This window comes from Sporomusa acidovorans (assembly GCF_900101845.1).
Lineage (GTDB): Bacteria > Bacillota > Negativicutes > Sporomusales > Sporomusaceae > Sporomusa > Sporomusa acidovorans.
In genome coordinates this window covers 82,592-102,471 of the sequence record NZ_FNAM01000019.1, presented here as the reverse complement: position 1 = coordinate 102,471, position 19,880 = coordinate 82,592, and the positions used below count along the sequence as shown (strand labels likewise).

Sequence of the window (19,880 nt, the reverse complement as noted above, 5' to 3'; positions counted from 1 at the left end):
GAGTAGCGATGAGCGACAAATTCCGTGATTTTGGATAAATCGCTGCACCAGACACTGGCTAGGGCTTTTTGCTGGAGCAAAACCGGCTCTAAAAAACCGCGTTTTAAGTAGTGGATTTGCAACTGCTCTTTTAGAAAGTCCTGAAATTGTCGATGAGAACGGGTCGTTTTCAACAAAAAAATCACCACCATCAGCGAAGGTAGACAAAAAGATGTCTTCATCGCGATTATGGGGGCGTTTCAAAAAAGTCAAGTCCCAAATTTTCGACACGTCTATTTTGGAGGAAAACTGCAAAAAGACCAAGGCTAAATGCCTTGATCCATATAATATCTCGGGTTTCCGAGAGAGTACATTATTTAAAAGGAGGCTGAAAAAATGAGATCCGTTTTCATCAACGAAGTAATTGATCAAAGTCGTTTCAATAAGTTTTATCGCAACATTATTGTTATTTGCATGCTAACATCAATTTTTGATGGATTTGATCTGAATTGTTTTTCGCTGGTTATTCCGTCACTGATGGCCGATTGGCATTTAAGTCCGGTTCAGGTTGGCTGGCTGGGCAGTTACGGTTTTGCGGGCATGATTCTTGGTTCATTTGCTTTTGGGCCAATCGCGGAGTGGATTGGCAGGAAACGGGCTATTATCGCGGCTACAACTATATATTGTATTTTTACCGTTGCGGTCGGCTTTGCCCGCGGGGTTACAGAGTTTGCGGTATACCGCTTCATTGCCGGTATGGGATTGGCAGGCGCTTTTCCGCTTGTGGTTGCGTTTACTTCCGAATATTCTCCCAAGCCTATTCGCAGCCGGCTGGTTGTGTGGGTTACATCCGGCCAGGCAATTGGTACGGTTGTGGCAACTTTAGTAGGTCTCGCCCTATTGGCTGAGTATGGTTGGCGGGTTATGTTTTATGTTGCGGCTGTTCCTTTATTAGTAGTAATTTGGCAATGTTTTTTACCTGAATCATTGGCGTATTATTTGAAAACAGGGAAAAAGGAAAAGATTGCTCAGGTATTGGTTAAAGCAAATCCTGAGTTTGCCCTTACGGCGGAGGATGATTACAAATTAACTTGTCAGCACGCCGGTAAAGACCATCCAATTGCTTTATTCAAGGCAGGCGAAGCAAAAAATACAATCTTGTTATGGATTATGATGATTGCTAATTATGTGTTCACCTTCGGCATTGTCGTCTGGTTGCCCAAACTAATGACACTCCAGGGCTGGTCACTAAATTTCAGTCTGTGGTTTACCCTGGTCTGGAATGCAGGATTTGTTGTTGGTATTCCGCTGTCCGGCTGGGCTCAGGACAAATTTGGCGGCAGAAGGACATTACTGGCTATTATGGTTATGATTGCTGCCTTTACCAGTATACTGGGGACAATTACGACACCCATGCTGCTTTCGGTAATGGTTTTTTTTACAGGTGCCTGCCAACATGCCATGATGGGGGTATCAGGCTCTTATATTGCCCAGAATTATTCACTGACTATCCGGGCGACAGGTACGACCTGGGGTTACGGCGTTGGCCGCATTGGCGGCATTATAGGCCCGATGGTTGGCGGTGTCTTGCTTGCTAACCAGATTTCTGTGCCGATGAATTTTATTGTTTTCGCCTGTGTCCCGCTTGTGAGCGCACTGGCGGTTATGCTTACAACTGATCGCTCCAGAGTTACCGAAAGTAAATTAGCGATCGTATGAGTTCTGACAAAGGGAATCCCATAAACCGGAAGAAGTCGCAATGATGGGAAAACATAGGTAGCCATGATGTGAGTTTTTGAGAAAAAAGGCAATGGTAAAATTATCTTTTTCACCTTAATTTTGTTGAAATAGCAAGGTGTTTTGGTACCGCAAAATTTGGCTCAAACGTGCTTGATCATTATATTCTGACCATATAGCGGCAAGTGTTTATTGTATTTAGAAAGGATATATCATCATTTTTAGGTAAAGTAAGCTTTTGCCTTTGGCACGATTTTTGCTTTGTATGTGGTTGTAGATAGTTCTCCACTTAGCGTTTTCAGCTACTATATATTCCGCAGTAAAGAATTTGCAGACTCAGGTAGGTGGTGCATGAAGAGCGCTCCACCGCTGGCGCTTGACTTCCGTTTTTGCCAACACACCACCTACCTGCAAAACTTTAATGCGTTGTATATAGGACAGGCTTTAATTAAAAGACTTTTTGCGCAACTAAAGTGCTGATGCCATAGCTGAAAAAGAATTCGTACAGATAAGGAGGTATTACATTCACTTTTAGCTGAGAGCAGCTAAATTCTAATTAAGTAAGGGAGGAAAATAATGTCTAAGAAAAATGACGAAATCAAAACCTTTTATAAAGGACTTGGCTTTTGTGGTTTTGGCATTGGCTCGAACACGGCAGAAGTAGATGTAAAAGACGGTAAAGTATTGCGGATTCGGCCTATGAAATTTGATAAGAAATACAAACAAGAAGAGCTTAATCCTTGGAAGATTGAAGTTAGAGGCAAAACATTTGAACCAAAAATGAAAACGTTGCTGCCGCCATTCAGTTATATATATAAAAAGAGAATGTTTTCGAAAAATCGTGTGCTTTATCCGTTAAAACGGGTCGACTGGGATCCTAATGGCGAGAGAAATACACAAAACCGCGGCGAAAGCAAATATGTAAGAATCAGCTGGGATGAAGCTACCGACATCATTGCCAATGAAATTAAGCGTATCCATAAGCAATATGGTCCGTATGCTATCCTTTCTCAAGGCGACGGCCATGGTGAAACCAAAGCAATCCACGGTCCGCACGGCTGCCAAAAAAATCTTCTGGAGTTACTTGGCGGATCGACTACACAAGCCAGAAATGCCGACAGCTGGGAAGGCTGGTACTGGGGTATTAAGCACTTTTGGGGTTGTGAGCCTATCGGCCAGGGTCTCCAGAAAAATATGTGGTGGGATGTTTCTAACAATACAAAAATGCTGCTCTATTGGGGCTGTGACCCTGAGACCACGCCCTGGGGCTGGGGTGGGCAAAATCCAAGCCGCCTTTGCCGCTGGTTCAAAGAAATTGGCATAAAGTCGGTATTCATTTCGCCGGATCTTAATTATACCGGTGCTGTTTGGGCTGATAAATGGATTCCTGTTATTCCTAATACAGATGCGGCCCTGCAGTTAGCCATCGCTTATATCTGGATTAAAGAAGATTCTTATGATAAAGAATACGTAGCAACTCACACCGTCGGCTTTGAACCGTTTAGACAGTACGTTATGGGTGAAGAAGACGGCGAAGCAAAAACACCGGAATGGGCCTCGAAGATTTGTGGCGTTCCTACATATACAATCAAAGCGCTGGCCAGAAAATGGGCGAAAGACGCTACGACGATTGGCCACTGCAACGGTGGCTCCTACATTCGTTCGGGCTACTCCAGTGAACCTGCCCGCTTGGAAGGCTGTTTGCTTGCTATGCAGGGCCTTGGCAAACCGGGACGCGGCCAATTGAAATTTATTGAATTTGGCCAATATGGCTTGCATGAATACTATCCTTGCCCTAAATCGAAGGTAATTCCGAATGTTGGCGGTGCTTATAACGGGGCTACTTATGATATTTCCGGTCAGTTCTTGCCGAAAACCTTAATTCCCAAAGCTATTTTGGGTGATTGGACAGTGGAGAACCCCATGACCTGGTATGGGGTTACTTCTTCCGGATTCCCGGCAGACGACCAGTTTGTCGAGTATCAGTACCCAATTGAAGAGGGTGGTTCCGAACTGCACATGATTTGGACCGATACCCCCTGCTGGACAACCTGCTGGAACGGCGGCAATAGTATGATCAAAGCCTTGCGGAGTCCGAAAATTGAGTTTGTCTTGGCCCAACATCCGTGGCTGGAAAATGACTGTCTGTTTGCCGATATTATTTTACCGGTAAGCAGTAAATTTGAACAAGAAGATATTGCTTGCGATAATCAAAGTGGTGCCTTTAATAGTTTGTACTATGAAGGAAAATGCGTTGAAACCCGTGGCGAAGCAAAAAGTGACTATGAATGTGTTTGTGAAGTTGCTAAAAAATTAGGGGTATATGAAGAATACACGAAAGGCATGACGTATGAAGATTTGATCAAACGGGGCTTTGAAATGTCCGGCTGTCAAACATTAATGAGCTATGAAGAGTTCCGTGAAAAAGAAATCTGCGTTGTTCCTACTGATGAAAACTGGAAGGACGTAGTCCCGGGATTCGGTGATTTTGCGAATGATCCGGAAGAAAATCCGATGACAACTCCATCAGGCAAACTTGAATTTACCTCGGAAAATCTTTCCGAATACTTCCCTGATGACGAAGAACGTCCACCCCATCCCAAATTCATTCCTTTTGGGAAAACACACCAGGAAAGCTACTTGCATCCAAGAAGTGAAAAATACCCGTACTTATTAGTCTCCAATCATCCGCGCTGGCGGGTTCATGCCAACATGGACGATGTAACCTGGCTGCGGGAGATTCCTACCTGCAAAATGCGCGGCAAGGACGGTTACATGTATGAACCGGTATGGATTAATCCGGTTGACGCTAAAAAGCAAGGCATTGCTCATGGTGATGTCGTTAAACTTTACAATGAACGCGGCTGGGTACTGGGCGCCGCCTATATTACGGAAAGAATTATGCCCCATGTCATCTATCAAGATCATGGTTCACGTCTTGACCCGATTGTGACCGGAGAATCCGACCGTGCCGGTGCCAACAATCTGATTTGCCCCACCAACACTGTATCGCAGCACTGTTCCGGTGAAGTGACCAGCGGCTTCCTAGTTGGCATCGAAAAAGCCGATGAACTGGAATTAGCTAAGCAATATCCGGAGCAATTTAACAGACCTTATTGTCCGCACTCCGGACAAATCCTGACTTCCAGAGTTATTGAAAATAAGTAAAGGTGGTGCAACTACATGAAAGTTTTTGTCATTGACGTTGAAAATTGCAATGGCTGCTATACTTGCCAACTAGTTTGTAAAGATGAACATGTCGAAAATGATTGGTCACCGATTGCCAAACCACAACCGGACACCGGTCACTTCTGGCTGAAGATGACAGAAAAGACCCATGGACAGGTTCCCAAAGTAAAACTGGAGTATGTCCCCCAAGGCTGCGTGCACTGCGATAACGCACCCTGCATGAAAGCAGCCAAGAATGAAGCCGTTTACAAACGTCCGGACGGACTTGTACTTATTGATCCGGAAAAATCACAGGGACAAAAGGAAATTGTCGAGGCTTGCCCCTATCATGCCGTTTACTGGAATGAAGCATTGCAGATTCCGCAAAAATGCACAGGCTGTGCCCATTTGGTTGACGAAGGCAAGGAACCGCGCTGTGTGGAAGCCTGTCCGCATGAGTGCATTAAGTTTGGGGAAGAAAGTGAGCTTGCCGATTTAATTGCCAAAGCGGAAATTATGCTCCCGGAAGTTGGGGCAAAACCCAGAGTGTATTACGTGAATTTACCCAAATTATTTGTTGCCGGTCTCGTTTATGACGCCCAAAAAGATGAGATCATTGAAAATGCAAAAGTTTCTTTGACCTGTAAAACAACCGGCGCTGTATTACAGGCAACGACCGATGATTTCGGCGATTTTTGGTTTAAAAAACTGGCAGCCGGAAATTATGGGTTGACAATTTCAGCTCAGGGGTATGAAACCTACGAGGAAGCTATTATTGTTGACCAAAGCCTGAATGTTGGAGACATCGCTTTACAAGCCGTGCCTTTAAATAATTGAGTTTATGTTTGTCTGGGTTTCTTCAATGCCTTCAGACAATATATAATTAATTCTTTGGTTTAAAGGAGGATGTACCATGGAAGACCAAAATAAGAAGGTTCCCGCTGATGCGGGAACTGCAAAAATGGAAAGTCATTTTGCCGGGAATAAGAATAGAAAACCGATTAAATGCCCGGCATGCGGGACACTGAATCCGGGGGCAAGAACGACTTGTAAAAAGTGCAAGGTCGATTTGCCTTTGCCTTAAAAGGTAAAAATGAATAGCAGGGAGTTGTCGATATGTGTTTTAGACCACCAACAGCAACAAAACCGATAAAGTGCCCCGCCTGTGGCGCGCTTAATCAACCGACGAAAAAAAATTGTACGAAATGTCAAGCCGATCTTACGGCTGCCAAAAAAAGCAGTTGACAGTACAAGTAATTATTTTACTTGTAATTTACCAAGCTGCAGCCAATGCTTTTGGCGTTGAAAAGTACCTAGCTCCAACTAAGAGCTAGGCTTTTCGACGTTTTTGTCATATGCTGTAAATTCACGAAAAGGAGGAGGTTATTGTGAAGATCCAAGCAAAGCTTACGTTGATTATCGGTATTTTATTTACGCTTTCACTGGGCGGCTTAGCCGGCTTAAACTATTGGCAGGCTAAGAATTTGTTGGTGCAAGACGTGAAAAGCGAATTTGCGCTAACAGCCGAACGGCATAGTGAAGAAATTGCGTCCTGGCTTGATCTGTATAAAACTGAAATAGTGGCAATTTCCAGGACTCCTGTCCTGCGTAGTGGCAATGCGGAAGCAATTAGACAGTATCTTGCCGGGGAAGTCAAAAATAACAGCGTTTATGAGACAATGCTATGGTTCGATGTGACCGGGATGTCGGTCAATACGGAAGGGGTGGTCCGCAATGACGCCGACCGTGAACATTTTAAGCAGGCCATGCAGGGCAAGACAGTAGTGTCTGATCCGCTGATTTCCAAGGGAACGGGCAAGCAGATCGTAGTTATTGCTACACCTGTCAAGGTCAACGGCGCTATTGTAGGGGCGGTAGCGGGAGTCGTTGATATTGAGGCATTGGCAAACTTGGTTGAGCAAATAAAGGTTGCCGATACCGGTTATGCTTTTGTTGCTCGCAGCGACGGTATGATCATGATCCACCCCAACAAGGAATTGGCAGGCAAAGTTAATGCCTTACAGGATCCGAACACAAATGCTGTCATGAAAGCTGCACTGGCAAAAATGGTAAAGGGCGAAAAGGGGTTTGCCGAATACCAAAACTTAGGGGTCGACAGGTATGTGGCCTATGCCCCAATTCGGGGGACGTCCTGGGCAATTGCAGTAGTTGTGCCGGTGCACGAGATTACCGGTAAATTGACATCTTTTACCTGGACATCCCTGCTTTCTATTTTTATTGTCCTTATTTTGGCTGTATTGATTATTTTGCGGGTGGCCGTTCACATTGCCAGGCCGCTAAAAATATTGCAGGGTGCCGCAAACCGCATTGCCGGCGGCGACCTTACTCTGTCGCAGATTGCAGTAGTTACGCAGGATGAATTGGGAAGCTTGGCACGGTCTTTTGAAAATATGGTCGCCAACCTTCGCCAATTAGTGCAACAAATCAGTGATTCTTCAGGTCAACTTACTATTTATGCGCAAGAGCTGACAACTAATACCGAACAGTCGGCGCAAGCGGCCAATCAGGTTGCGGGGTCGATTACCGAAACGGCACATGGCGCCGAGCAGCAGGTAAATGCTATAGGAAAAGCTATGGTCCAGGTGAAAGAGATTGCGGATAGTACCCGGCGGGAGTCAGAGCAGAGCGAGAGTGCCATGACAATGGCTAACAATGCAGTTGCTGCCGCTAATGAAGGCAACAAGGCGGTTAGTATGGCAATCGATCAAATGGGCAGTATTCAGCATACGGTCGATGCTTCAGCCCGGGTAGTTACTGAACTGGGGGAATATTCCAAGAAGATTGGCAAAATTGTGGAAACGATTTCCGGCATTGCCGGCCAAACCAACCTGCTGGCCCTGAACGCTGCTATCGAAGCGGCACGCGCCGGTGAACAGGGGCGGGGGTTTGCCGTAGTAGCGGAAGAGGTCCGTAAACTGGCAGAGCAATCGCAAGAAGCGGCCAAACAGATTGCCCAATTGATTGGCGAAATCCAAGGTAAGACGACCGATGCAGTCAATGCCATGGAAAACGGTACGCAAGAGGTAAGACGGGGTTCCGAGGTCGTGAATCGTGCCGGTGGATATTTTCAAGATATTGATGTACATATCAGAAAGGTTGCCGGTATTACTCAAAAGACTGCCGAAGGTATGAACAAATTGGCGGAAAACAGTAATACTATTCTTAAAGCAATGGAGGATACGGAAACATTCAGTCGTGATATTTCCAGTCAGTCGCAGACCATATCGGCAGCTACCGAAGAACAGTCGGCCTCGATGGAGGAGATCGCTTCTTCCAGCCAACATTTGGCTCAGCTGTCAAAGCAGTTGCAAAATGCGGTGGCCCGCTTCCATACATAATAAAAAATGAGGAGGAGCTGAATGCTCTTCCTCACTTTTTGTTAGTTATATTTCAATTTTATATTCTTTTATTTTGCGGTACAGGGTAGATTTGCTTACTTTAAGAAGATGAGCGGCTTGCACCACATTGTTATTAACACGGGATAAAGCCGACTTAATAAACAGGATTTCCGCATCTTGCAAAGACACCATTTCTTCCATGTGGACATCAGGCGGAGGAAAATTAACCTGTGACTGCGTGGCAGAGGCCAATTTATTGCGTAATATTTCCTCCGGTAAGTGCTCAGGGTAGATATAGTTTCCCTGTGCCATGTTAGCGGCATAGATCATCGCATTTTCCAGTTGCCGGACATTGCCCGGCCAAGAATATTTGCTGATAAGTTCACACACTAGTTCGGAGATTTGCGGAAGGGGCAGCTTGGTGCGGCGGCAATAAGTTTGGATAAAATATCTGGCTAAGAGGAGAATATCGTCACCGCGCTCACGCAAGGGGGGGATTTGCAACTTGAGAACGGATAAACGAAAATACAAATCTTCCCGGAAGGTTTTTTCCTCTACCATCTTATAGAGATCTTTATTGGTAGCGGCCACCAGACGGAAATCAACCGGCTGATAGCGCTTGCCGCCTACCCGCATAACCTTTTTATCCTCTAGAACCCGCAGGAGTACGGCCTGAATTTCAAAGGGCATGTCACCTATTTCATCCAGAAAGAGCGTTCCCCCACTGGCTAATTCTATTTTGCCGGGACGTCCGCCGCGTTCGGAACCGGTAAAACTTCCTCCCTCGTAGCCAAAAAGTTCGCTTTCAATTAAATTACGGGGCATAGCGGCACAGTTGATGGCAATAAAAGGACCGTTAGGACGGGAAAAATTATGGATAGCCTGTGCGAAAAGTTCCTTGCCGGTACCGCTTTCGCCGATTAGTAAGATATTTTCCGGCGAACTGGCAAACCGCTGACACATTAATTTTGTTTTGCGGGTGACTTCATTATTGCCGATAATATCCTCAAAACAATAGGTTGCACTGTTACCGGTGCGGCGGGCTACCAGCGCATTAATTTTATCAACATGATTCAAACGCAGGACGGCACCGGCTACTTCGATGTTGGTTTGAAAAAATACCGGTCTTGTACTGATGATGCATGTCTGTTCATTTTCATGGATGCTCAGAGTTTCTTCTATATAATTAAGGGTAGTTCCGTTTCTTACAGATCGGATAATCAGAGAGTCAGGGTTTAGAAAATCAAATATGTTGTAGTTATTAGCCTGCTTTGCGCTGATTTGCAGCATAGTTAAACCTTCTTGGTTACTGTGGATGATATTACCCAAAGGGTCAACCATAATAACGCCCTCATCAATAAAACTAATGGCGGCTTCCAGCGTGTTTTTGGCAACACTCAGATGCTGATTGGCCTGTTTCAAACGCATTTGCTGCTGAATGGCCAAGGCCATAGAGGTTACCCAGCCCAGAGAATGGGTTTGCAGTTTATTAAAGGTGTGTTTGGCGGAACATTGCCCTAAGTCATGGGCAAGCACCAATATGCCGATAAGTTGATTAGCGGCATCAAAAATAGGCGCAGATGAACTAAGATTGTCCTGAAGTACAAAAGCATAGTTTTCCGGGCCTAACAGTTGAACCGGCCGCTTGAGGCGCATACACAAGGTATGGGCACAAGTTCCCGCAGTTTCTTCGGGCCAGACAGCTCCTATTACCGAATTGACAATATTGAAGGTGGTTATTTCTTCTGAATTTCCTTCTTGCAATAGCAATACGCCCTGATGATCCCGCAGGGTCAGCATATAACCGGAATGTATAGCCAGACCGATAAAAGCTTTAATCAGCGGGGTAGCCGTTTCGATCAATAATTGATTTTTTTTGAGAATACTTTGCAATTGAGAGGCCGTTACATTAGTTCCCAGCTTTGGCGAATAGGGATTAACACCTGCGGTATGGGAACGAATCCAGGATTCTGCTACTTCCCGGCGCATGAAAGGAGCCGTAAGCGGGTTTTCGCCATTTTCCAGGAAACGTTTCTTGCAGGCAATGATTTGTTCCCAGTTATCCATGGAAATAATCGCGTTATCACTGCAAAGGGTTTGCGTATTGGGGTCTAAATGCTCTAAGGGATTAGAATTCATATCCAAGGCCTCCAAGTATGTCGATCTATTAGCAAGTAGGTACCAAAAATGAATTCTGGATTATAAAAAATGCTGATAAATTATGACATTAGAGTACAATTGTTTATTCTTTTCTACATCATTTAGAAAATTCCTGTATCATATAGGTTATTTCTTACCATGAATTTATTAAATCACAGTATTGTAAGAGCGTCAGTTTATTGTCAAGTATTATAATCGGGAAGTTTCCTAATTTGAAACTCGCTAAAATTCCGCCAATGGGAAAATTCCGAGAATAAGGAAGTGGCCTGCTGAGGGTAATTTTACAATATATTGTGTATTACCTTTAATAGACCACTTTATCTTGTATAATGACAGTTTGGCATGCTTTATGCGAAAGAAAAGTACTAGTACGAGTCGTTTGTAGAGAACTTATTGCAAAGGAGGACTTGGCTTGTTAACTGCGGTAAACCAAGCAGACGACTTGACTCGAATAGAAAGGACGTGACAGTGTGAATAAAAGAGTAGTTAGTCTATTGGCAGGGTTAGCGATACTGTTGCTGTTTTGCTTGATGCCAACGCCGGAAGGATTGAGCAGGGCGGCAACAATTTCACTCGGACTTTTACTCACAGGTATTTTATTATGGATTACGGAAGCTATGCCGTTGGCAATCTCTGCGTTGTTGTTAATGGTGCTGATGCCTTACTTGGGAGTAACGAATTTTGCTACCGTTTGGGCAAAGTTTATCAGTTCGGTTATTTTCTTTGTTATTGCTGCTTTTGGTTTAACAGTGGCTTTATTAAAAACCAATATACCATTGCGTATAACGGCGGCTTTAATGAAATGGTCGGGAACCAACGCTTCTAAACTGGTATTTGGTTTTATGTGCTGTACTGCGCTTGTTTCCACAATCGTAACCAACACGGCGGACTGTGCGTTATTCATGGGCTTGGCTTTATCTTTGCTGCGGGCTAATGACGCCATACCCGGAAAATCCAATCTGGGAAAATGTATGATGATGGGAGTGCCTATGGCTGCTATGTTGGGAGGCGGCGTTACTCCCGCCGGTGTATCTATCAATATTATGGCCATGAACATGTTTTCCAGTCATACGGGAATTACAATTAAATTTCTGGATTGGGTGATCATGGGCTTGCCGATGTGTATCATCCTTTTGCCGATATGCTGGTGGTGTTTAACGAAAGTGTTTAAGCCGGAAGACATATCGGAAGAATCACTGCAAACGGTCTTAAAACAGGCTGATGCACTTGGTCCCTTGAGCATAGTAGAAAAGAAGGTTTTGGTAATTGTATCGCTAATGCTTGCGTTCTGGGTGGCCGGCAATTGGGTTCCGGCTTTAGATGCAACGGCTGTCGCGGTTTTTGGCCTAGTTGTCATGTTTTTGCCGGGAGTGGACTTGTTAACATTTGATGAGCTAACAAAGGGAGTGTCTTGGAATGTTGTCCTGTTGATCGGCGGTGTACAATCATTGGCAGCAGGTATACTCAGCACAGGCGCAGCAGCCTGGCTGGTGAAATCAGCGATGGCTATTGTTGCCGGTGCCAGCAATACAACGATTATGGCCGGCGCAACCACATTACTTTCTTTCTTGCATCTTATTATTCCGGTTGGACCGGCGATTGCGGGTATGACGACGATTCCCTTGGCAGATGTAGCGGCATTAACCGGTATCAGTCCGGTTGCGATGACTGTGATGGTAGCTTTTTGGGCAGCCATTTCTTTTGTTTTGCCAATAGACTGCGTACCGCTTATTACTTATGGATTAGGGTATTACAAAATGATTGACATGGTCAAAGCAGGCTGGATTCCCACAATCGTTATGATCGCTTATTGTACCTATGTGCTACCGGTTCTTGCCCGGATGCTTGGCTATTAGTCCAAAAAAATTTCAAGAAAGAAAAATATTCAAATACGTTAAGACTACTTAAGAGAATAAACAAATATAAAGGGCTGGGCCTGATGCATGATACCCAGCTCTTTTATTATTCTTTATAGACATAGCCGTTTTTTATACGATATCGGCATAGTCACATGTTGTATATGTGCCTGAGAATAATGGCTTATTCTAAAATGAGACAAAAAAAATGCAATGTTTCTCAAAATGAAAAAAAGTTTAAAAATAATGCAAAATACAAAATGTCAGCAAATGCTTAATCTATAAGGGATTCTAGAATTTAATCACAAAAAAAATCGTTGGCATGAAATTTGCATTATTAAGAATTAAACGAATCATAAGGATGAAAAACTAGGCAACAAGTGCGGACAACTGCAGTGAAGTTGTCTTAGTAGCTGGATTGTTAAATAATAGGGGGAGTAGTAATGCGTAATGCAATAGTTGTTTTTACCAAAGTTCCAAAGGCAGGAGAAACGAAAACCCGGCTTACTTCTGACCGGGGCGGAATCCTGACGCCGGAAGAAGCTATGGCTTTTTACGAAGGCTGTCTGCTGGATGTCATTAACGTTTGTACCGACGCAAATTGCGGCGATGTGCGGATTTGTTACAATCATGACGGCGATCGCGAATATTTGGAAAAGCTGCTGTCCAGGGTTTCCAACCGTGCTCAGATCAAAGAAATCTACGCTGACCAAGGTGGGAATTTCGACCAATGTATGCAATATGCCGCTGATTATATTTTGAAAAACGGGGCTCAGGATCGGTTGGCTGACAATGTTGTTATCGTTGGCGGCGACCTGCCAAGTCTCCAGCCCGCCATTATTACAGATGCCGTTGGCAAATTAGAACAGCTGGCGGCAAGTGAAAATGGCCGAAAAGTTGCTAAACAGATTGAAACCGTACCCCGGGAACTGGGAGCGGCATTGGTAGAAGGCTCCTGCCAGGAAGGGGGCTTTTCAGTAGTTGGTTTTACTTGTACGACACCTTTTGATTTTAACCGGGTATTTTACAATACTGACGGGATTACCGCGCTGGATATGCTGGTAACCAAAGCCGTGCAGCAGGATATTCCCTTTGGGATCGTTGAAGCCGCATCGGATGTGGATATTCCCGTAGATTTAGCAAGCATGATTCCGGTTATCAAGGCCTTGGATCTGGCGGCGCGCTGTGACAAGAATATAAAAATACCGGTCAATACACTGGCGATTTTGGATAAAATCGGACTGGAAAGCACAGCCGTTCCTCATCGTTAAGATGAATTCGGCAAGTAGAGTGCTTGAAGGGAGAGAGTGCAATGGAAACGCTAGCGGAAAAGTGTAGCGAATGCGGTAAGTGTATCGCAATTTGTCCATTTCTTGCGAAAACAGGAAAAACTCCGGCGGTTATAGCCAAACAGGGGGCTGAAGTTATGGAGGCTTTTAGCTGTTCCCTCTGTGGGGCCTGTGAGGCTGTTTGTCCGCTGGGACTCAGCCCGAAAAATATGTTTGCCGGCCGCAGAAACGCTGCGGTAGAAAATGGCGAAATTGATATTGACGAATACCGGTATCTCTTCCCTGACCGGCCCAATAACGTGATGAACATGTATCGCCGGTTTTATGGAGTACATTACGACGGTATTGAGAATGTCGGCAGTGCCGGAACCTGGTTTTTTCCAGGTTGTACGCTATTGACTTACTCGCCAAACCTAACGCGTGAGGTCTATCGCCGTTTGCAAACTGACTGCAATTGTCAGGGCATGTGGACAGAGTGTTGCGGCAAACCTCTGGTTCAACTGGGCATACAGCACAGGGCTGACGCTATAGAAAAGCGGTTGAAAGAATTTGTAGAGGCCCATCAGATAAGCCGGATCATTACTGCCTGTCCCGGCTGCTATTATGAATTGAAAAACGTTTTTGCGTCTTTGGCTGTCAGGATTCAAACTGTATATGAAGTATTGAATTTTGCTGTGCATAAGAAATCTCAAAACATTAAGTGCACAATTCATGATGCCTGTCCGGACCGGTTTGAACTTAAGTTTGCCGGTCAGGTACGCCGGGCGCTGGAACAAAACGGCTTTTCCATAATTGAAATGCAGCATAGTAAAGGGGAGGCCATTTGCTGTGGCAGCGGCGGGCAAATTTCTCATTTTAATCCTGACCTGACAGAAGAACTTGTGCAAACAAGATTAAAGGAAGCCCGGCAGGCTGATGCGGACATTTTGGTAGGGTATTGTCTAAGTTGTGTATTGAAATTTGACAACGCTGATTCGCCTGTTACGGTAACGCATGCATTACAGTTGTTATTGGATCAGCCTAAAGACTTTAATGGGGCGAAAACACGGGTGGCTGCTATGCTCAACGGTGCTGACGGGGAAAAAATATGGGACAAAATTATGGCAGAGGAAAGTTGCCCAAAGGAGACCAAATAACATGAATAATAGTGAAATCGCTGCCGCGCTTACGAAAATGCTGACACTTAGGTGGTCGCCGGTTGCTGTAAAACTGTTAAAGCCAGGTGAAAAAATCCCGGAAAAGGTGACTCAGCCTTCGGTTCCGCTAAGACACTGCCAGGCGATTACGCTTGCCCGGCGCGGTAATAGTTTATATATGCCGCCGAGCCGGCATGCCTGTCCGGATGGTGCCGCAATTATGGGGCTGATTCCGATGTCCCCCAAACTGCGTTCCGGTGAATTATATTTGTTGTTTAAAAAATTACCAACAATTGAGTGCGCGCAAAAAATGATCGCCTCGCGGCAGGAGTTTGAAGCAGGAACCTATGCGGCGACTGTGCTTGCCCCACTTGAGGATGCAGCTTTTGAACCGGATGTGGTTATTTTTACGATTTATCCTGAGCAAATGATGTGGTTAATGTGTGCAGCCAGCTATAGCACCGGCGAACGGCATAATTTCCATACATCAGGTTACAATTCGACTTGTGCCGATCTTACGGTGCAGGTTATGAAAACTAAGCAGATGAATATATCTTTCGGTTGTTATGGTGCCAGAGCCATTAGTGATATTAGTGATTTTGAAGCCTATGTATCTGTACCGTTTCAACAACTGCCCACACTGGCATGTGCACTGGAAAAATTATCGGCAAAAAGTATACCGGAGGCCCGGCGGAAAATCTATATGCCGCCGGTTATTGATAAAGTTGCCTGTGCGGAACCGCTAGCAGGTAATGCAGTGGATGTCCGTATTGACAGTGAACGGTGTACTGGGTGTGGTTTATGTGAAGCGTTTTGTCCGGAAGCCGTAATTACGATGATGACCGTCGACGGGCAGCCAAAGGCCAGTGCGACAGTTCCCGAGAAATGCTGTGCCTGTTATACCTGTGCCGGGCAGTGTCCGCAAAAAGCCATACAGTTGACACTCCGGTAAACAAACTAAAATTGCATAAAATTGGGGGATAAAGGATGAGCGAAGTAAAAAAGACGGCATGCCATTTTTGCCATATGAACTGCGGCATGCTGGCAACAGTTGAAAATGGAGTGGTAACAAAGGTGATGGGGGATCCCGAACATCCATTTAATGTCGGGGCGCAATGTCCCCGGGGAGTATCCGCATTAGATCACCTCAATCACCCCAACCGGATTAACTATCCGCTTAAACGGGTAGGTGAACGGGGGTCAGGTGAGTTTAAACGCGTAACCTGGGAAGAGGCGCTGGATGATATTGCGGCGCGCCTGACCGCTTTAAAAGAGAAATATGGTGCCGAAACCATTACTACCACCGGAGGAACTAACCGGACGGACGATTTTGCCAGAAGGCGTTTTTTCAATCTTTTAGGCAGCCCTAATGTTGTTCATACAGCACCTGTGTGTTGGATTCCCAACTTTTTAACGGAAGCAGCTTCCTATGGCTGGGCCGCTTTTGACCCTGAAGTTGCAGGGGCTAAATGTGCTGTTATTTGGGGACATAACGGCGGGGCTTCTTATTTGCCCGAAATGCGTGGCTTGTTAGCGGCGAAAGAGAATGGAACAAAAGTTATCGCTATTGATCCAAATTACAGCGAAACAGCTGCAAAGGCTGACATCTGGATGCCGTTAAAACCGGGATCCGATAATGCGTTGGCCCTTGCCTGGCTGAATGTTATTATTAACGAAGGCTTATGCGATTATGAGTTTATTGAGAATTGGACCGTAGGTTTTGAAGAACTGAGTGAAAGGGTGCAGGAATACACTCCTGAATGGGCCGCTGAAAAAACCGGTATTTCTCCGGAATTGATTGCTGAGACTGCCAGGATATACGCGATGAGCAAACCGGCTTGTATCGTCTGGGGGGTTGCTACCGACCAATTGGGAAGAGGCAGTGCGGCTTCCGCGCAAGCACGGGTAGCGCTGCGGGTTATTTGCGGCAACTTGGATGTTCCGGGCGGCGACGTTATGCCGGGTCCTCACCCAACATTTATTACTGACTGGGAAATGGAATTAAACGATATGCTGCCGGAAGAACAGCGGGCAAAACAACTGGGATCAGACCGGTTTAAGTTAAATACCTGGCCGGGTTATAAACTATTAACAGAGAATATGCTGCGCGTATGGGGCAAAAGTATCCCGGCAGAATGGTTCTGCGAAGCTAATCCTTCGACTGTGTTCCGGGCTATGGCAACAGGAGATCCCTATCCGGTAAAAGCCTGTATCACACTGGCTAATAACCCCTTAGTGTCTTACGCTAATTCGAAAATGGTTTATAAGGGACTAAAAAACCTTGAGTTGTATGTAGCGATGGAATATTGGATGACACCGTCAGCCATGCTGGCCGACTATGTTTTGCCGGCGGCTTCCTGGTTGGAAAGACCGGTTATGACTACGACTTATGGTGTTTCCGATTGGCTGATTGCCTCTGAAAAAGCAATTGAACCGTTGTATGAACGCAAGACTGACATAGAGTTTTGGTCAGAACTAGGACATCGTATGGGGCAGGCTGAGTATTGGCCGTGGAAAACCGATGAAGAGATATTCAAATACCGGCTTGATCCTATTGGATTGGAACTTGAGAGTTATGAGGAATTTGTTGAGTTTTACCGGATGCATTTCGCTGACCGTGAATATAGAAAATATGAAACACGGGGAGTGGCAACGCCATCAGGAAAAGTTGAATTAAAAATTTCAATCTTTGAACAGCTTGGCTACGATCCATTACCGCACTATGTTGCACCGCCGTTTAGTGCCGAAGCCAGACCGGAATTGGCCGAACAGTATCCGATAACGCTGGTAGCCGGTGGTGGATTTATGCCATTCTTCCATTCCGAGCATAAGGAAATAACAAGACTCAGACTGTTAAGGCCCTATCCACGGGTTGCCATTAATCCTGCTCTTGCTCAAAAACTTAACATTAAAGAAGGCGAATGGGTGTGGATTGAGACTCCGACCGGCAAGGTTAAGCAGACAGCCTTTATTACCTCGGCAGTTGCTCCTGATGTTGTTCAGGCCGAACGTGGCTGGTGGTTCCCTGAGAAGGAAGTTAAAGATCCCTGTTTAATGGGAGTATTTGAATCTAACATCAATGTGTGCATAGATGATGATCTGGATACGTTAGACGAGCTTTGCGGCAGTTTCTGTTCCAGGGGAGTTATGTGCCGGATTTCGAAAGTGGAGGGGAACGACTAATGCACTGGGGAATGCTGATCGATTTAAGAAAATGTGTGGGTTGTTACGCGTGTACGGTTGCCTGCCAAAATGAGAATAAATTACCGTTTGATATGAAATATTGCAAGGTTTCCAAGGTCGGACCAATCGGCGAATATCCTAACCTGACTGCTTATAATATCCCAATCGGCTGCATGCATTGCCAGGATGCGCCTTGTGTCGACGGCTGTCCTACCGGTGCCAGCTATCACCGGGAAGACGGTATTGTGGCAATTAATCCGGAAAAATGTGTAGGCTGTCAATTCTGTATGGTAGTTTGCCCGTATGGTGTACGCCAGATGAATAAGGAAACCGGAATTGTAGAAAAGTGTAAGATGTGCTTTGAACGGTTGGAAGAAGGCATGGTTACGCGGTGTGTGGAAACTTGCCAGTTACAGGCAAGATATGTCGGTGATCTTGATGATCCTGACAGCGAGATCGTGAAACTGATCCGGAAAAACAATGCACAACCGTTGTATTCACACTTAGGAACGAAACCATCAGTTTACTATATCATGCCTTAGGAGGGATTAGCGTGGAAAAACAGCAGGAATATTGGGGAAGTCAACCAGCGTGGTACTTCTTTTTAGCGGCAATGGGAGCGATGATGTTTGTCATTGCTGCGGTATCAGACTTGGTAGGAAATCCGGTAACCGGACAAATTAACGGCTGGGTTGGCATTGTGTCATTAGCAGCCGCCGGCGTGGGAGCTTTGCTGCTTTTGGAAGAGTTAACTCATAAAACCAGGGGTCACTTGGTCAATGCGCGGCCTTTTGCTTCTGTTATGAGTTTTGGATCCTTGATACAAAGTTTATATATGCCACTGGTTTTTGTTTATGCGACATTTTTCTTTAGTTTTATTCCTTGGTACGGACTTGGCTGGCTTAAGACGATCGTTACGGTTTTGGCCATTATAGCAGCGCTGCTATATGTTACTTACCCGGGAATAGAATTGGGCGAAGCAAAAGGCAGGGGCTTCTGGAATGGTGGCGGCTTGGTCGGACTGTTTCTAATTAACGGCACGGCAACAGGGGCTGCAGCCTTAATGTTGCTCTTAATTATTCTTGGGTACGGGGACAACGCCTATACGATTATGATTAAGAATATAGCGGCCGCTTTGCTGGTTGCCCAGTTATTCGCGATACCCGGTTATGTGCTGGGGATGAAACTGTCGTCGGCCGAGGAAGCACGGCGGGGTGCGAATAAATTATGGAAGGGTGAGTTTAGTGCGGCTTTTTGGGCTGGAATCGTTACCTTCGGAACCTTGGTACCGATGATCATTACTGTATTGTTTACTTCTGCCTATTGGTTGGTGATAGCCGCCGTACTGGTTCTTGCCGGTGGAATCTGTTTTCGAATTGATTTTTTAAGAGCGGCGGTAAGAGTGACTTTGCCTGGTGAGGAAAAGGATGAAATAAAGAGAACGGAAATTGCCGACCTGGCAGTTGCCCTGGAAGCGCGCTGGCAGCAAAAGGCTAATTGGTTGAATCCGCAAAAATAAGTAGAGGTAGCATGATGAACGAGATAACATTTGCCACTAGGGAAGAAGAAGAAACATTACAGGATTTATTTACCGGTTATGGTATGGCCCTTGCCGGCGATATTGAGGAACACGTACTGGTCAAAGCAGGACACAAAGTTTTAGCTGGGGCGATGTTATCGCAAATTGATACTAACTTGTTTCATCTACTAGTATTCGCCGTAAGCAAGGATGGACATCATCAGGGAATTGGCAGTCAGTTGTTGCAAGAACTGCTCAAAAAACCTGAAAATTATTGTCGAACTTCCTTTGATGGTGTGGATGAGACGTATACGGTTACAACAGTAGCCAAAGGCGATGCCGCACCTTTTTATCAAAAAAACGGGTTTGCCGCTTGTGATTTTTCCGTACTCGCTTATCCCTTCGACGAACAGTGTGAAGAATGTCCTGACAAACAAGACTGTAAGCCGGTGGCAATGATGATTGAATGCCATCAATATAAGGAGAGAAAATGA

General features: G+C 45.4%; 15 protein-coding genes. 13 read left to right on the top strand and 2 right to left on the bottom strand.

Annotated features, from left to right (window positions below):
- Nucleotides 1-221 (bottom strand): hypothetical protein (locus BLR65_RS29115; RefSeq protein WP_143122582.1); only part of this gene is annotated, 221 nt, incomplete at its 3' end.
- Between the two features lie 154 nt (nt 222-375).
- Here BLR65_RS29115 and BLR65_RS14405 point away from each other — a divergent pair.
- The 5 genes from BLR65_RS14405 (at nt 376) to BLR65_RS14390 (ending at nt 8,243) form a co-directional block, all read left to right on the top strand.
- Nucleotides 376-1,698, top strand: coding sequence for an MFS transporter (locus BLR65_RS14405; RefSeq protein WP_093794884.1), 1,323 nt, complete (start codon nt 376-378; stop codon nt 1,696-1,698).
- A 594-nt stretch (nt 1,699-2,292) separates the two neighbouring features.
- Nucleotides 2,293-4,884, top strand: coding sequence for a molybdopterin-dependent oxidoreductase (locus BLR65_RS14400; protein WP_093794883.1), 2,592 nt, complete (start codon nt 2,293-2,295; stop codon nt 4,882-4,884).
- A 15-nt stretch (nt 4,885-4,899) separates the two neighbouring features.
- On the top strand, nt 4,900-5,721 hold the full coding sequence (locus BLR65_RS14395) for a 4Fe-4S dicluster domain-containing protein (RefSeq protein ID WP_093794882.1): 822 nt from the start codon (nt 4,900-4,902) through the stop codon (nt 5,719-5,721).
- Between the two features lie 76 nt (nt 5,722-5,797).
- A complete protein-coding gene (locus BLR65_RS29825) occupies nt 5,798-5,968 on the top strand; it encodes a hypothetical protein (RefSeq protein WP_169717045.1) in 171 nt (56 codons plus the stop codon).
- A 304-nt stretch (nt 5,969-6,272) separates the two neighbouring features.
- Nucleotides 6,273-8,243, top strand: coding sequence for a methyl-accepting chemotaxis protein (locus BLR65_RS14390; RefSeq protein WP_093794881.1), 1,971 nt, complete (start codon nt 6,273-6,275; stop codon nt 8,241-8,243).
- Nucleotides 8,244-8,288: 45 nt separating this feature from the next.
- Here the strand turns inward: BLR65_RS14390 and BLR65_RS14385 are convergent, their stop codons facing one another.
- Complete coding sequence (locus BLR65_RS14385) at nt 8,289-10,382, bottom strand: sigma-54-dependent Fis family transcriptional regulator (protein WP_211285275.1); 2,094 nt, start codon at nt 10,380-10,382, stop codon at nt 8,289-8,291.
- Between the two features lie 491 nt (nt 10,383-10,873).
- Here BLR65_RS14385 and BLR65_RS14380 point away from each other — a divergent pair, with 491 nt between their 5' ends.
- From BLR65_RS14380 to BLR65_RS14345, 8 genes are all read left to right on the top strand, one after another.
- Complete coding sequence (locus BLR65_RS14380) at nt 10,874-12,259, top strand: SLC13 family permease (protein WP_093794880.1); 1,386 nt, start codon at nt 10,874-10,876, stop codon at nt 12,257-12,259.
- Nucleotides 12,260-12,702: 443 nt separating this feature from the next.
- Entirely contained in the window at nt 12,703-13,530 is an 828-nt protein-coding gene (locus BLR65_RS14375; RefSeq protein ID WP_093794879.1) for a TIGR04282 family arsenosugar biosynthesis glycosyltransferase, read from the top strand.
- 41 nt (nt 13,531-13,571) lie between these two features.
- Nucleotides 13,572-14,684: a (Fe-S)-binding protein gene (locus tag BLR65_RS14370; protein WP_093794878.1), complete on the top strand. Its 1,113-nt coding sequence runs from the start codon at nt 13,572-13,574 to the stop codon at nt 14,682-14,684.
- Nucleotide 14,685: 1 nt separating this feature from the next.
- The gene (locus tag BLR65_RS14365; protein WP_093794877.1) at nt 14,686-15,636 is read left to right on the top strand and encodes a DUF169 domain-containing protein; all 951 of its coding nucleotides are present in this window, start codon (nt 14,686-14,688) and stop codon (nt 15,634-15,636) included.
- A gap of 35 nt (nt 15,637-15,671) precedes the next feature.
- Nucleotides 15,672-17,867 (top strand): molybdopterin-containing oxidoreductase family protein, encoded by a 2,196-nt coding sequence (locus tag BLR65_RS14360; protein ID WP_093794876.1) that lies wholly within the window; start codon nt 15,672-15,674, stop codon nt 17,865-17,867.
- Complete coding sequence (locus BLR65_RS14355) at nt 17,867-18,409, top strand: 4Fe-4S dicluster domain-containing protein (protein ID WP_093794875.1); 543 nt, start codon at nt 17,867-17,869, stop codon at nt 18,407-18,409. The genes BLR65_RS14360 and BLR65_RS14355 overlap by 1 nt, the downstream gene beginning before the upstream one ends.
- 11 nt (nt 18,410-18,420) lie before the next feature.
- Nucleotides 18,421-19,386 carry an NrfD/PsrC family molybdoenzyme membrane anchor subunit gene (gene nrfD / locus BLR65_RS14350; RefSeq protein WP_169717050.1) on the top strand — a complete coding sequence of 322 codons (966 nt, stop codon included), beginning with the start codon at nt 18,421-18,423 and terminating at the stop codon, nt 19,384-19,386.
- Between the two features lie 11 nt (nt 19,387-19,397).
- Nucleotides 19,398-19,880, top strand: coding sequence for a GNAT family N-acetyltransferase (locus BLR65_RS14345; protein ID WP_093794873.1), 483 nt, complete (start codon nt 19,398-19,400; stop codon nt 19,878-19,880).

Excerpts from the sequence above, each read along its gene's own strand:
- BLR65_RS14405 (WP_093794884.1), top strand. The coding sequence starts at position 376 with ATGAGATCCGTTTTCATCAACGAAGTAATTGATCAAAGTCGTTTCAAT.
- BLR65_RS14400 (WP_093794883.1), top strand. The coding sequence starts at position 2,293 with ATGTCTAAGAAAAATGACGAAATCAAAACCTTTTATAAAGGACTTGGC.
- BLR65_RS14395 (WP_093794882.1), top strand. The coding sequence starts at position 4,900 with ATGAAAGTTTTTGTCATTGACGTTGAAAATTGCAATGGCTGCTATACT.
- BLR65_RS29825 (WP_169717045.1), top strand. The coding sequence starts at position 5,798 with ATGGAAGACCAAAATAAGAAGGTTCCCGCTGATGCGGGAACTGCAAAA.
- BLR65_RS14385 (WP_211285275.1), bottom strand. The coding sequence starts at position 10,382 with ATGAATTCTAATCCCTTAGAGCATTTAGACCCCAATACGCAAACCCTT.
- BLR65_RS14375 (WP_093794879.1), top strand. The coding sequence starts at position 12,703 with ATGCGTAATGCAATAGTTGTTTTTACCAAAGTTCCAAAGGCAGGAGAA.
- BLR65_RS14370 (WP_093794878.1), top strand. The coding sequence starts at position 13,572 with ATGGAAACGCTAGCGGAAAAGTGTAGCGAATGCGGTAAGTGTATCGCA.
- BLR65_RS14365 (WP_093794877.1), top strand. The coding sequence starts at position 14,686 with ATGAATAATAGTGAAATCGCTGCCGCGCTTACGAAAATGCTGACACTT.
- BLR65_RS14360 (WP_093794876.1), top strand. The coding sequence starts at position 15,672 with ATGAGCGAAGTAAAAAAGACGGCATGCCATTTTTGCCATATGAACTGC.
- BLR65_RS14355 (WP_093794875.1), top strand. The coding sequence starts at position 17,867 with ATGCACTGGGGAATGCTGATCGATTTAAGAAAATGTGTGGGTTGTTAC.
- BLR65_RS14345 (WP_093794873.1), top strand. The coding sequence starts at position 19,398 with ATGATGAACGAGATAACATTTGCCACTAGGGAAGAAGAAGAAACATTA.